11 protein-coding genes and 1 pseudogene are annotated in these 13,611 nt (G+C 71.6%); 3 read left to right on the top strand and 9 right to left on the bottom strand.

The window, feature by feature from the left end; genetic code table 11:
* Positions 1-186: 186 nt before the first annotated feature.
* A complete protein-coding gene (locus ABZU43_RS30455) occupies positions 187-2,157 on the top strand; it encodes a tachylectin-related carbohydrate-binding protein (protein ID WP_355009841.1) in 1,971 nt (656 codons plus the stop codon).
* Positions 2,158-2,282: 125 nt separating this feature from the next.
* On the opposite strand, the gene ABZU43_RS30450 is transcribed toward ABZU43_RS30455, so the two are convergent.
* The 5 genes and pseudogenes from ABZU43_RS30450 to ABZU43_RS30430 form a co-directional block, all read right to left on the bottom strand.
* A complete protein-coding gene (locus tag ABZU43_RS30450; RefSeq protein ID WP_355009840.1) occupies positions 2,283-2,801 on the bottom strand; it encodes a 2'-5' RNA ligase family protein in 519 nt (172 codons plus the stop codon).
* Between the two features lie 9 nt (positions 2,802-2,810).
* Positions 2,811-3,137 carry a hypothetical protein gene (locus ABZU43_RS30445; RefSeq protein ID WP_355009839.1) on the bottom strand — a complete coding sequence of 109 codons (327 nt, stop codon included), beginning with the start codon at positions 3,135-3,137 and terminating at the stop codon, positions 2,811-2,813.
* Positions 3,138-3,162: 25 nt separating this feature from the next.
* A pseudogene (locus tag ABZU43_RS30440) lies at positions 3,163-3,603 on the bottom strand (low temperature requirement protein A); the annotation flags it as partial.
* Between the two features lie 22 nt (positions 3,604-3,625).
* A complete protein-coding gene (locus ABZU43_RS30435) occupies positions 3,626-4,231 on the bottom strand; it encodes a response regulator transcription factor (RefSeq protein WP_355009838.1) in 606 nt (201 codons plus the stop codon).
* Positions 4,228-5,382: a histidine kinase gene (locus ABZU43_RS30430; RefSeq protein ID WP_355009837.1), complete on the bottom strand. Its 1,155-nt coding sequence runs from the start codon at positions 5,380-5,382 to the stop codon at positions 4,228-4,230. The genes ABZU43_RS30435 and ABZU43_RS30430 overlap by 4 nt, the downstream gene beginning before the upstream one ends.
* A gap of 132 nt (positions 5,383-5,514) precedes the next feature.
* Here ABZU43_RS30430 and ABZU43_RS30425 point away from each other — a divergent pair, with 132 nt between their 5' ends.
* Together ABZU43_RS30425 and ABZU43_RS30420 are read left to right on the top strand one after the other, a co-directional pair.
* Positions 5,515-6,444, top strand: a complete 930-nt coding sequence (locus tag ABZU43_RS30425) for a hypothetical protein (RefSeq protein WP_355009836.1) — start codon at positions 5,515-5,517, stop codon at positions 6,442-6,444.
* Between the two features lie 105 nt (positions 6,445-6,549).
* A complete protein-coding gene (locus tag ABZU43_RS30420; protein ID WP_355009835.1) occupies positions 6,550-8,283 on the top strand; it encodes a DEAD/DEAH box helicase in 1,734 nt (577 codons plus the stop codon).
* Between the two features lie 95 nt (positions 8,284-8,378).
* Here the strand turns inward: ABZU43_RS30420 and ABZU43_RS30415 are convergent, their stop codons facing one another.
* The 4 genes from ABZU43_RS30415 to ABZU43_RS30400 all read right to left on the bottom strand — a co-directional run bounded on the left by ABZU43_RS30415 (position 8,379) and on the right by ABZU43_RS30400 (position 13,535).
* The gene (locus ABZU43_RS30415; RefSeq protein ID WP_355009834.1) at positions 8,379-9,578 is read right to left on the bottom strand and encodes a right-handed parallel beta-helix repeat-containing protein; all 1,200 of its coding nucleotides are present in this window, start codon (positions 9,576-9,578) and stop codon (positions 8,379-8,381) included.
* A gap of 88 nt (positions 9,579-9,666) precedes the next feature.
* Positions 9,667-10,071 carry a DoxX family protein gene (locus ABZU43_RS30410; protein WP_355009833.1) on the bottom strand — a complete coding sequence of 135 codons (405 nt, stop codon included), beginning with the start codon at positions 10,069-10,071 and terminating at the stop codon, positions 9,667-9,669.
* A 129-nt stretch (positions 10,072-10,200) separates the two neighbouring features.
* Positions 10,201-12,531, bottom strand: coding sequence for an endopeptidase La (gene lon, locus ABZU43_RS30405; RefSeq protein WP_355009832.1), 2,331 nt, complete (start codon positions 12,529-12,531; stop codon positions 10,201-10,203).
* A gap of 134 nt (positions 12,532-12,665) precedes the next feature.
* Complete coding sequence (locus tag ABZU43_RS30400) at positions 12,666-13,535, bottom strand: manganese catalase family protein (protein ID WP_210784870.1); 870 nt, start codon at positions 13,533-13,535, stop codon at positions 12,666-12,668.
* Positions 13,536-13,611: the final 76 nt, after the last annotated feature.

Here is a 13,611-nt window from a genome sequence, read left to right as displayed (position 1 = left end):
GGCCGCGACCGTGGCGGATGGATCACTCACCGCGCACAGTGGAGCGTCTGTGAATGTGGCGATCACCACAGACTTATCAATTCACTACGGTCATTCTTATTCTTCTCGGGGGAGGATCACACAAACGTGTCCCAGTCAACCAGAGAGTCCAAACCACGGACGTCTTCCCGGCGTCGGTCGCTGGCGTTGACCGCCGCAGCGCTCATCGGCGCCGCCGGCCTCGTGGCACCGCTGCCGGCGTCTCCCGCCCAGGCGGCCACCGACGCCTTCAGCTGCACCGGGGCCGCGGCGTTCTTCAACTCGACAACGGCCGGCACGCTCTCCCGCCGCCAGTACAGCACCCCGGGCCGCGACGGCGGCGTGTTCACCGCCGCCACCCCCATCGGCCCCAGTGGCTGGCAGACGTTCGGCCGCCTGCTGGGCGGGCCGGACGGCCGGGTCTACGGCATCAACTCGACCGGGCTGAACCGCTACCGATGGACAGGCAGCAACTGGGAGACCATCGATGGCAAGCAGAACCTGATCATCAGTTCGAGCTTCACGAACTATGCGACAGCCGCCTACCGCAACAAGATCACTGTGGACCAGATCGGCGACTTCTACGCCGTCGACGCCCAGGGCAAACTGCGCTGGTACCGGTTCGACGAGCCGACGCGGAAATGGACCATCGACGCACGCGTCATCGATTCCGGCTGGGACCGGTACAACCTGATCGTCGCCGGTGCCCCCGGAGTCCTCTACGGCCGCACGTCCGACGGCAAGCTCTACCGACACCGGTTCGACCCGGCGAGTCAGCGGTGGCTCCTGCGGGACCGTCAGGTCGGTTCGAGCGACTGGCAGGGGTTCACCAAGGGGCTCTTCTCCGCCGGCGGAGACACGCTCTTCGGCATTCAGGCCGACGGTGATCTGTTCCAGTACCGCTTCCGCGAGGACAACCTGTCCTGGGCACTGACCGCGGACCAGATCGGCAACGGCTGGGAGGGCTTCCCGAACGTCTTCACCACCACCAACACCTGCCGGCAGGGGGCGATCACCAGCCCCGCGCTGCCCGCCACCCCGGCACGGCAGAACGCCCCGTTGGCGGTCGTGCAGGCCCCGCCCGCCGGCACCGCGCTCGGCAGCCTGGAGATCGCCTACACCGACAACATCGGTCAACTGCGGCACGGACGCGCGAACCCGGACTCGCTGTATTCGATCCAGTGGTCACCGGCGCCCGGCACCGAGGCGTACACGGGCAAGCCGTCGCTGGTCTCGGACGCCCAGAACCGGGTCACCATCGTTGCCCACGAGACCACCAGCAACGTGGGTTCGTTGACCCAGAAGACGCCGGCCATGCCGGACTGGAACCCGTGGCTCGCCCTCGGTGGGGCGATGCGCTCGGAGCCGACCGCCGTCCGGCTCTCCGACGACACCCGCGTGGTCTTCGCCCTGGACGCCGAGGGCGCTCTGTGGCACCGGCGGCAGGACGGCACGGCCGGCGATCTGTTTCCGTGGACGCCGCTCGGTGGCACCGGCCTGACCGGGACGCCGGTCGCCGTGCCGGGCGCTGACGGCACCGCCACACTTCTGGTGGCCAACGCTGCCGGCACCCTGCAGGCCGCCACGTACAAGGGTGGCGCGCTGACCTCCGCCTGGACGGGGCTGGGTGGCACGGGCTTCGTGGACACGCCGAGCGTGGTGACACTGCCTGGCCGTCGCCTGATGGTGTTCGCCCGCCACACGGACGGAGTGGTCAAGAGCCAGTTGCAGAACATCGACGGCACCTGGCCCGGCACCTGGACCGCGGTGGGAGCCAGCGGGATCACGCCGGTCGGCTCCCCGACCGCCGTCCTGAGCCCCAACACCGGCCGCGTCTCGGTGTTCACCCGGACGACCGACGACACCATCCAGCACAGCCGACAGACCGCCGCAGGCTCCACCGCCTGGGGCGACTGGGCCACGGCGACGGTACCGGACGAGACCTATCCGACCGACCCGACGGCATTCGTCTTCCAGAACTCCAACGGCATCCGACTCGGTTTCGTGAGCCGGACCGCCAACGGCTCGGTTCGGCTCTACGACACCGACGAGTCGGCTGCGTCGCTCGCCACCCGGGCCGCCCCGGCGGCGGGCATCTCGTTCACCCGGCAGGAGATCCCGCAGCCGCGCGACAACTGACCAGGATGGGGCCGGCGGCCGTCGGGGCGACACGCTCCGACGGCCGCCTCGGCCTGACTGCTGCCCCTCCTTCAAAGCGGCCACGATGCCACTTCGGCACGTCGGGGCCTCAGCGGACGGCTGCCTCAGCGGAGCCGGGTCAGCGCGGTCACCGAGCGGTCCGTGCCGTCGTAACTGCGGGCGGCGTCGAAGTCGCCCGTCGGGCGCTGCCCACCGGCCACGGCACGCGCCAACCGCAGGTCGGCGTCGCGGAACCGCAGGGCCAGGCTCAGGTGCGGCACCCACGCGTCGGGCGAGTGCCACGGGCGGTGTCCGTCGGCATCGGCGAGAACCTCCCAGACGGCGGCGTGCAGCGCGGTCAGCGCCCGCGTGGGTCGGACGAGCCAGACCAGTGGCGCGCTGCCGTCCAGGACGACGACCCGGTCGAGCGTCACCGGCACCGGCAGGGCGGCGTCGAACAGCTCGGCCAGGCGGTGCTCGACCCCCGGCGGGAACTCGTCGACGGCGGCGAGAGTGAGGTGCGGCCGGTTGGTGGGGTGGATGTTGCGGGCCAGGCTGGGTAGCCCGGCGGCGGCCAGGCGGCCCCAGACCGCCCGGACCGCAACCTCCAGGCCGGGCGAGCAGACCAGTTCCACCGTACGCACGCGCCCACGCTAGCCGGACGGTTCGCGCCACCCCCACAGATTGGAACCGAGCCACACCCGTAAGGCAGGGTGACGGCGGGGAGCGTCCCCGGCCGACACCGGGTTGACCTCACCCGCGACCCGGGCACGGTGGGTCAGGTCGAAGATGGCGACGACGGTGATGGTGGCCGCGCCCAACAAGCCCACCGACAGCGGCGGGAGTCGCGCCGCGACCGGGCTCAGGATCAGGCGTGCCACCACGGCCGCGAGGCAGTGCCGCGTCAGGCGGCCGAACACCCAGATCTCGAAGATCATCTGCCCGATGAGGAAGGTCAGCGGCCCGACCAGGATCGCCACTGCGTTGCCGGCGCCGGTACCGCTCGTTGAGGTGTTCGCCCGAGAGGTGCCACTCGTTGGCCCGCGCCCGGCCGAGCCACGGCACCGGCCATCCCAGGAGCGGCGCCGAGTAGTCGATCGCCAGCGCGAATGCCCACAGCAGGACTCGTGCTTCGCCGCCGCTGACCGCCGCCCCGGCGAACCAGACCGTCGCGGACATCGAATACCAGACGAGTCCCCGTACCGGCCGACGCCAGGCCGGAGTGCCGCGCAGGTAGAGGGCCATGACCAGGGTCCGGCCGAGGTGGATCCCGAGGTACGCGCCCACGAAGACGAAGCCCTGGTCACCGAAGGCGTCCGGAACGTTGATGGACATCAGCAGACTGCCGAGCATCACGCAGATGATCAGAATCTGCACTGTGGGTCGTTCGCAGTCGAGGCTGTCGGTGGCCAGGTTGGTGTTGTACCAGATCCACCAGAAGGCCAGCGCACGCCGCCGGTGTCGCCGGTCAGAGCCAGCCGTTGTCCCGGGCGGTGCGGACGGCCTCGGCCCGGTCGGCGGCGCCGAGCTTCTGCACGGCGGCGGAGAGGTGGTTGCGCACGGTGCCAGTGGACAGGTGCACCCGACGGGCGATCACCGCGACCGGGGCGCCGACCTCCACCAGCCGCAGCGTCTCCAGTTCCCGAGGGGTCAGCGGGCACGGGGGCAGGGTCAACGCGTCGGCGGCCAGCGTCGGGTCGACGTAGCGCCCTCCGGCGTGCACCCGGCGGATCACGTCGGCGAGCGCCCCACCCGGCGAGCCCTTGGGCAGGAACCCACGGGCGCCGGCGGTCAGCGCCTGGCGCAGGTGCCCGGGACGACCGTGCCCGGTCAGCACGACCACCGCGCACTCCGGTCGGACCCGGGTCAGCTCGGCGGCTACCGCGATGCCGTCCAGGCCCGGCATCTCCAGGTCCACCACTGCCACGTCCGGGCGGTGCGCCAGCGCCGCGGTGACGGCTGTCTTCCCGTCGGCGGCGTGTGCCACCACCTCGATGTCCGGTTCCAGGGCGAGCAGCGCGGCGACGGCGACCCGGATCAGATCCTCGTCGTCGGCGAGCAGGACGCGGATCACGACGGCGCCGGCACTGTGGCTTCGAGGGTGAAGATCGCGTCCTCCCGGCGTACCCGCAACTCGCCCCCGGCGGCGGCGAGCCGGTCGGCCAGCCCGCGCAGGCCGTGGCTGTGCGCGTCCGGGCCGCGGTCGTCGGCGCCGTCGTTGGCCACCGTCATCCTGGCCACGTCATCCTCCCGATCGATGCGGATCCGGCACCAGTCGGCCCGGCTGTGCCGCAGCACGTTGGTGCTCGCCTCGCGCAGCACCGCCGCCAGCTCGATGGCGGCGGGCTGCGGCAGGTCCGCCGGCAGTGGCGCAACCGTGCACCGCACCCCGCAGGAACGCAGCACCCCCACCACCGCGGCGAGCTGTTCGTCGAGGTCGACGGCCCGATAGCCGTGCACGGTCTCGCGTACCTCGCCCAGCGCGGAGGCGGCCAACCGTTGCACCTCGGCGGCCTCCCGCCCGGCCCGTTCCGGGTCGACCGGTGCGAGCCGGGCGGCGAGTTCGGCCTTCAACGCGATCACCGTGAGGTGGTGCCCCAGGACGTCGTGCACGTCGCGGGCGAAGCGCAGCCGTTCCTCGGCGGCGGCAAGCCGGGCCTGGGCGGCCTGGCCCTGCCGGGCCTCCACGAGCAGGTCCCAGAACCAGACCTGGAACCCGTTGACGGCGGCGACCGCCGCGCCGATTGCGCCGGTCACGGCGAGGTGACGCGCAACGGACCCGCCGGTCCACCAGGCCACCGCGACCGACACCGCCAGGACGCCGACCGCGACCGCCAGCGCGGCCCGCCACCGCACCAGCAGCGGCGTCATGCCGATCAGCGCCGCGCCGAGCCAGGCCCAGGTCGGCCACCTGCCGGCCGCCACCGGGCCCACCAGCGGAACGGTCAGCACCGCCACCCCGATCAGGCTCAGCTCGGCCCGACGCCGCCAGCGCGGGTCGAGCCACGGCGTCACGGCCGCGTACAGGACGACGGTCTGGGCGATCACGAAGGCGAGGATGCCGACCGCGCCGAGCGTCACCCGGCCCCGGTCGGGCTCGCGGGTCAGGCCGACCGCCGGCAGCAGGACGCTCGCCCACACGCCGGTGGCCAGCGACACCAGCGTCGCCCGTCGGGCGCGACGCAGCCGCCGGTCCGCCCGGGTAGTCACCGCCTCGCTCGCCACGCACCGATCCTAGGACCGCCCGGCGCATGGTCCACCCATGCGAACTGTCACGGTCGGGCCGTGCGGTCCGCACGGTTTTTCCGTGACGAAGAGGTCTGCCGGCCGCACCGGGGACACCGGCAGGGTCGAGACATGGAAAACACCAGGATGTACGCGGACAGCGTCACCGCCGTACCGTCGCCCACGCCCCTGCCCACCGCCGACCCGGCGCCCTCGGACCCGACGCCGACCACCGCCGCCCCGACTACCTCGGCCCCGACCAGCAGCACGCGGCGGCTGCTGTGGCACCTGGGCGAGATGGCGCTGGCGATGGTCGCCGGGATGCTGCTGCTCGGGCCGTTGTGGGAGCTGCCCGGCGCCGCCCTGGGAGTCTCCGATGCGCTGGCCCGGCCGGACGTCGCCGCACTGGTGATGGCCACGAACATGACCGTCGGAATGACGGTGTGGATGCGCTACCGGGCGCACCACTGGCGTGGGGTCGCCGAGATGGCCGCCGCGATGTACGTGCCGTTCCTGCTGCTGCTCGTGCCGTGGTGGGCGGGCCTGCTGGATGCCGATGCCCTGATGCTCGGCGGTCACCTGCTGATGGTGCCGGCCATGGTTCTGGTGGCGGTGCGTCATCGGCACGAGGCGCCGGTGCCGATCCGCCGGCATCCGGCCGTGGTGGCGCTCGCCCGCCACTGGCCGAGCGGGCTGGCGCTGCTGCTGACGGTGGACATGTGGGTCGATCCGACCGTGCTCAGCCCGTGGACGATGCTGGTGCTGCCCGGCGGCTACCTGCTGATCGGCGCGGCCCGCCGCACGCTGGGCGGACGGGGCGTGCTCGCCACCCAACTCGCCGGTCTGGCCATCTGGGTCGCCCTGACGCTGGTCGCGGTGCTGGCCGGTGGGCGGACTGCCGCCTGGCTGGTGGCGCTCGGATGGTTGGCGCACGCCGGCTGGGACATCGTGCACCACCGCAACCGCCGGGTGGTGCCGCGCGGCTACGCCGAGTTCTGCGTGGTGCTCGACGTGGCCCTCGCCGCGGTGATGGTGCTGGCCATCCTGACCACCGACGCCTGATCGAGGCCGCCGGTGGGTTCGTGGAACAGCCGCAGCACGAGCCCTGAGACAGCTCTTGTGGCGGTCGCCGCAACGGCCCGGACGGCGTGATGAAAAGCTTGGCGCATGAGTTCCGCACCTGCACAGCACGAAGCACCGATCGACGCCACCCTCGACGGCACCGACGAGGTGAGCGCCTTCACCGACCTCGGCCTGCGCCCCGAACTGCTGGGCGCGCTCGCCGCCCTCGGGTACGAGGAGCCGACCCCCATCCAGCGGGAGGCTATCCCACCGCTGCTGGAGGGTCGGGACCTGCTCGGCCAGGCAGCCACCGGCACCGGCAAGACGGCCGCCTTCGCGCTGCCGCTGCTGAACCTCATGACGGCGCACCGCCAGGGCGGCGACCCGGTGGCGCTGGTGCTGGTGCCGACCCGGGAGCTGGCGGTGCAGGTCTCCGAGGCGTTCCACCGCTACGGCAAGGACCTCGGCGCGCGGGTGCTGCCGATCTACGGTGGGCAGCCGATCGGGCGGCAGCTGCGGGCCCTGGACATGGGGGTCGACGTGGTGGTGGCCACCCCGGGGCGGGCCCTCGACCACATCGCCCGGGGCACCCTGCGCCTCGGTGGCTTGGCCACGGTGGTGCTCGACGAGGCCGACGAGATGCTCGACATGGGCTTCGCCGAGGACATCGAGGCGATCCTGGAGCACGCTCCGGCGCAGCGTCAGACGGTGCTCTTCTCGGCCACCATGCCGTCGCGCATCGACGGGATGGCCCGCCAGCACCTGCGCGAACCGGTGCGGATCGAGATCGGCCGGGAGCAGCAGATCGCCGGTGAGGCGCCCCGGGTGCGGCAGAGCGCGTACATCGTGACCCGGGCGCACAAGCCGGCCGCGCTGGGTCGGGTGTTGGACGTGGAGTCCCCGACGGCGGCGATCGTGTTCTGCCGCAGCCGGGAAGAGGTCGACCGGTTGACCGAGACGATGAACGGCCGGGGCTACCGCTCCGAGGCGCTGCACGGTGGCATGAGCCAGGAGCAGCGCGACCGGGTCATGGGCCGGCTGCGGGCGGGCACCGCGGACCTGCTGGTGGCCACCGACGTGGCGGCGCGTGGGCTGGACGTCGAGCAGTTGACCCACGTGGTCAACTACGACGTGCCGTCCGCCCCGGAGTCGTACGTGCACCGGATCGGTCGGGTGGGTCGGGCTGGCCGCGAGGGCGTGGCGATCACCCTCGCCGAGCCACGTGAGCACCGGATGCTCAAGACCATCGAGCGGGTGACCGGCCAGCGGATCACCATCGACAAGATTCCCACCGTGGCCGACATGCGTACCCGGCGGCTGGAGCTGACCCAGGCGGCCATGCGGGAGAGCCTGCTGGAGGACGACCTCGACCCGTTCCGGGTGATCGTGGAGACGCTGACCGACGAGTTCGACCTGATGGAGGTCGCCCTCGCCGCCGTGAAGCTGGCCCACGAGGTGACGTCGCCGGGCTCCGACGACGAGGAGGAGATCCCGCAGGCTCCGGTCCGTGGGTCGCGCGAGGGCCGACCGGAGGCCGGCGGCCGGGGCGGCGACCGGCGCGGCGGGGGCCGGCCCCGCTCCGGCGGCGGCAACACCGTGCAGGTCTTCGTCGGCCTGGGTCGACGCGCCGGGGTGCGCCCGCAGGATCTGGTCGGCGCGATCACCGGGGAGACCGGCATCCGCGGCCGGGACATCGGCTCGATCGAGATCGCCGACCGCTTCTCACTGGTGGAGGTGCCGCAGGGGGTGGCCGACGAGGTCATCTCCGGCTTGCGCTCCAGCACGATCAAGGGCCGCAAGGCCACAGTGCGCCGCGACCGCGGCGGCGACGAGCGCTGAGAACGCGGTCGGCGACCGCCGGAGTACGACGGTCGCCGACGACCCGGCCCGGCGAGGCGGCGGGAGAAACATGGGCACCCGCCGCCCCGCCGCTGTCAGCCGATGTTGCCGTTTACGACGTTGTTGGCCCCGACCAGCGACGCGCCACCGGAGCGGTGGTCGTACGCCCGCATCACGTTGTTGGTGACGATCCAGTTGTTGCTGGTGCCGACCGTCACGATCGGTCGGTCCTGGCGGCGGGGCGTCGCGTCGTCGTAGAACTGGTTGCCGATCACCTGGCACAGGTCGGCGTCGCGGCCGAGAATCCCGTTCGCGCCGTTGTCGTGGATGTCGAGCCCCATGATCCGGGTACGTCCGGATGAGGAGACCTCGATGCCGTTGGTGGCGTTGCGCCACAACCGGCCGCCGATGAACTGGGTCCCCCAGACCTGCCGCAGGTCGGCGCCGCTGCCGGTGCCACTCGTGCCGTTCGACTCCAGGTAGACGTTCTGGAAGATGTTCCGGTGGGCGGGTTCGCGCAGTTCCACTCCGTTGCCCCGGCAACCCCACACATGCAGGTTGTCGAAGAAGCAGGCGCTGTCCAGCAGCCGTATCCCGGTCTGGCACTCACCGACCCAGACGTTGAGGAACTCGTTGTCGTACGCGACCTTGTTCACGAGGATGCCGACGCCGAGGCAGTCCTCGATGTTGATATCGGTGATCTTGTTGGCGTGGGCGCTGGTGTCCGCGTCCTTGCCGAGGAACTCGATCGCGTGGCTGCCCGAGTTGCCGAGGTGCAGGTGGTGGAAGGTCGACCGGGGGCCGCGGACGGTCAACAGCACGTTGGAGGTCCGCATGCCGTAGAAGTGCACGTTGGAGATCTGGTTGTACTTACCGCTCGAGACCAGACGACCGGTGTAGCCCGGGGCCGGCTGGATGATCGCGGCGCCGATGTTCTCGCCGGTCCAGGTCACACTCGTCGGAAAGCGGACCTCCGATCCGAGACCGAGCGCGCCCACCGGTTGGAAGATCTCCCCGCCACCGGCCGGCAGCAGGTTCAGCGCCGTGGTGACCTTGTCCGACTCGTCACTGCCGTCGAGCCGGCAACCGACCCGGGGGTCCCGGAGGCTGAGCGGGGCCTCCCGCACGGTCGTGACGGGCGGCGATCCCGCCTGTTCGGCACCGGCGAGGGTGGCCACCGTGGTCGCCACCGCGGCGCCCGCGCCCCCGGCGAAGAGCACCCGCCGTCCCAACCGTCGGCTCGGTGGATCTGACCGTTGTGGCGCTGCCGGCGGCACCGCACCAGGTGCGCTCACGATCGGTTCCATGCCTCTCCCCCGTTGAGTGCCACCTCGAGCGGCGGGCAGACTCTACTGTGCATTGTCGCGTGCTCGCCGACGCGGATCAGAGGGCGTACGGGCCGAAACGGCCCCAGGCCACCACGGCGGCGAGGACGAGCAGCACCGCGCAGGTGACCGCGCCCTGGATCTCGGTGCGACGCCCCTGCTGGGTGGTCTCCTGCTTGCCGGCGCGCAGGTGCACCAGGAGGCCGCCGATCATGACGATGACCAGCCCGACGGCGGCGAGCGGGGTGAGCACTGTGGCGATGCCGGTGGCAGCGGGCAGCACGAGCCCGACGGCGGCCAGCAGCTCGACCGCGCCGAGCGACTTGACCTGCGACGGTGGGACGGGGTCCACCCACCGCATCACGTCGCGCAACTTCTCCTTGGGCTGGCTCAGCTTGGCCAGCCCGGCGCCGGCGAAGACAGCGGCGAGCAGGAACTGAATGATCCAGAGCACCACGTTCACGGGGGGTTCCTCCAGGGGCCGCCTCGCGGCGGAGAGGTGGTTGACGGTGCAGACGAGACAGTAGACCTCCCCGCGTACCGAAAGGGCCCCCGCCGTCGCAAGACGGCGGGGGCCCGGATCGTCGGAGCGTCAGACCGCGAAGAGCGCCGGCCCGTCAAGCGTCTTCACGTCGGCCGGGCGCAGCGCCAGGGCGAGCACGTCGGCCACGTCGGCCAGGGTGTGCACGGTCAGCGCCTCGCGCACCTCGGTCGGCAGGTCGTCCAGGTCGGGCTCGTTGCGCGCCGGGATGATCACCTCGGTGAGGCCGGCCCGGTGCGCGGCGAGCAGCTTCTGCTTCACCCCACCGATCGGAAGCACCCGACCGGAGAGCGTCACCTCACCGGTCATCCCGAACTCGGGACGGACCGGGCGGCCGGTAACCAGCGACGCCAGGGCCGTGACCATGGTGATGCCGGCGCTCGGACCGTCCTTGGGCACCGCGCCCGCCGGGAAGTGGACGTGGATCCGGCGTCCCGCGAGAGCGTTCGGGTCGATGCCGAACCGCCGCCCGTTGGAGCGCAGGTAGGAGAGCGCGATCTGCGCCGACTCCTTCATCACGTCACCGAGCTGGCCGGTCAGGGTCAGCCCCGGCTCGCCCTCCATGCTGGTCGCCTCGATGAAGAGCACGTCCCCGCCGGCGCCGGTGACGGCGAGGCCGGTTGCCACGCCGGGCACCGCGGTGCGCTCGGCCGACTCCGGGGTGAACTTCGGCCGCCCCAGGTAGCGGGTGAGGTTGTCGGTGTCGACGCGTACCGGCGACGGGTCGGTCGCCAGCGTCACCGCCACCTTGCGCAGGATCTTGGCGAGGCCACGTTCGAGCTGCCGGACCCCGGCCTCTCGGGTGTACTCCCCCGCGATCAGCGCCAACGCCTCGTCGGCGATCTCCACCTCGTCGGCGGTCAGCCCGGCCCGCTCCCGCTGCCGGGGCAGCAGGTGGTCACGGGCGATGGAGACCTTCTCGTCCTCGGTGTACCCGTCCAGGGTGACCAGCTCCATCCGGTCCAGCAGGGGGCCGGGGATGGACTCCACCACGTTGGCGGTGGCCAGGAAGAGCACGTCGGACAGGTCGAGGTCGACCTCCAGGTAGTGGTCCCGGAAGGTGTGGTTCTGGGCCGGGTCGAGCACCTCCAGCAGGGCGGCGGCCGGGTCACCGGCGTAGCCGGCGGCCAGCTTGTCCACCTCGTCGAGGAGCACGACGGGGTTCATCGAACCAGCCTCGCGCAGCGCGCGGACGATCCGACCGGGCAGCGCCCCCACGTAGGTGCGCCGGTGCCCGCGGATCTCCGCCTCGTCGCGGACGCCACCGAGCGAGACCCGGACGAAGTTACGCCCGAGCGCCCGCGCCACGGACTCGCCGAGGCTGGTCTTACCCACTCCAGGAGGACCGGCGAGGGCGAGCACCGCGCCGGAGCCGCGACCGCCCACCACACCGAGGTTGCGCTCGGCGCGCCGGTTGCGCACGGCCAGGTACTCCAGGATGCGGTCCTTGACGTCGGCCAGGCCGGCGTGGTCGGCGTCGAGCACCGCGCGGGCCGCGGTCAGGTCGGTGTTGTCGTCGGTACGCGTTCCCCAGGGCATCTCGAGCACGGTGTCCAGCCAGGTACGGATCCAGCCTGCCTCCGGGGAGGCGTCGCTGGCCCGCTCCAGCTTGCCGACCTCGCGCATGGCCGCCTCGCGGACCTTCTCCGGCAGCTCGGCGGACTCGACGCGGGACCGGTAGTCGGCGGAGCCGTCCGGCTCGTCCTCGCCCAGCTCCTTGCGGATCGCGGCGAGCTGCTGGCGCAGCAGGAACTCGCGCTGGGACTTCTCCAGCCCCTCGCGGACGTCACTGTTGATCTGCTCGGTGACCTCCTGCTCGGCCAGGTAGTCCTTCACCCAGCCGACCAGCAGCTCCAGCCGGGCGGTGACGTCCGGCGCGGCGAGCAGCTCGGTCTTCTGCTCCAGCGTCAGCCAGGGCGCGTAACCGGCCGAGTCGGCCAGCTCGGAGAGGTCGGTCATCCGCTCCACCGCGTCGATGACCTGCCAGGCGCCCCGCTGCTGAAGCACGGAGGTCACCAGGGCGCGGTACTCACGGGCGAGTTCGCGGGCCCGACCGGCGTGGGCGGGTTCGTCGAGTTCGGTCGCCTCGACCCAGAGGGCGGCGCCGGGGCCGGGCACGCCGGAACCGATCCGGGCCCGGGACAGGCCACGGATGACGGCGGCGGGCTCGCCCTCGGGCAGGCGGCCGACCTTCTCGATGGTGGCGACCACGCCCACCGGGCCGTACTCGCCGTCGATGCGTGGCACGGCCAGCAGCTTGCGGTCGCCGGTCGCCCGCGCCGCGTCGATCGCGGCCTGGGTGGTGGGGTCGAGGGTCACCGGGATGACCATGCCGGGCAGCAGCACGGCGTCGGTCAGGGGCAGTACCGGAAGAGTTGCCATCGAACACCTCGCGTTAGTTGAGCGTGTCTCACTCAAGTAACAAAGCGTGCCCCTTGTTCCGACCTGTGACCCAGGCCACTTTCGTGCCCGGTCCGTCGAGTCGCCCGGGACCGGTGGGCGACCCGACGGGCACCTCAGGTGAGCTTGCTCTTCACAGTGTTCACCACCGAGCCGGCCACCCCCGGGTTGGTGCCGTACAGACGAGGGTCACCCGGGGGCAGCACCGGTTCCGGCGCGTTCGCCCGCGGGTTGTCGTCGTACCGGAACTCGCCCTTGCCGTCCGGCGAGGGCCCGGACGCCCAGCGCCCCTGGGCGGCGTCGGTGCCCGAGGAGAATCCCAGGTAGGTGTAGCCGTACTCCTCGGTGAACTCGCCCGAGTCAGGAAACGCCTCCGGCACCGGCATCTCCTCCAGGCCGTCCTCCTTGAGCTGCTCGATGGCCGCCAGCCACATGTTCTGGTGCATCGTGTCGCGGGCCAGCAGAAAGCGCAGCATCTGCTTGACGCCCGGATCGTCGGTCATGTGGAACAACCGGGCGACCTGGAGCCGACCCTGCGCCTCGGCGGTGACGTTGAGCTGGAAATCGGCCAACAGGTTGCCGCTGGCGGTGATGAACGCGCCGTTCCATGGCACCCCGTTGGAGTCGGTGGGCAGGGCGCCACCTCCGCCGTGGATGAAGTGCGCCGGATTCTCACCGGCGTAGGTCGCGGCACCTCCGGGATCCTCCGCGATCCCCTCGGTCAGTGACAGCGGCGCGTTGTCCAACAGCCGGGTGATCATCGTCACGATCATCTCGACGTGGCCCATCTCCTCCGTGCCGACGTCGAGCAGCAGGTCCTTGTACTTGCCGGGCAGTCGGCAGTTCCAACCCTGGAAGAGATACTGGTTGGCGACCGTCATCTCGCCCCACTTGCCGCCCAGCACCTCCTGCAACCGGCGGGCGAACGCCGCATCCGGGCCGTCCGGCTTGGCTTCGAACTGCAGATCCTTGACGTGGCTGAACATCCAACCTCCTCGGTACCGGAAACAGGTAGCGAGGCCGTTCCCGCCCCGATGACCCGAGCGGGCCAACCGGTGTCCC

Origin of the sequence: Micromonospora sp. NPDC005205, from assembly GCF_040608275.1 — a bacterium.
GTDB lineage: Bacteria > Actinomycetota > Actinomycetes > Mycobacteriales > Micromonosporaceae > Micromonospora.
This window is presented reverse-complemented; position numbering and strand designations above follow the sequence as displayed.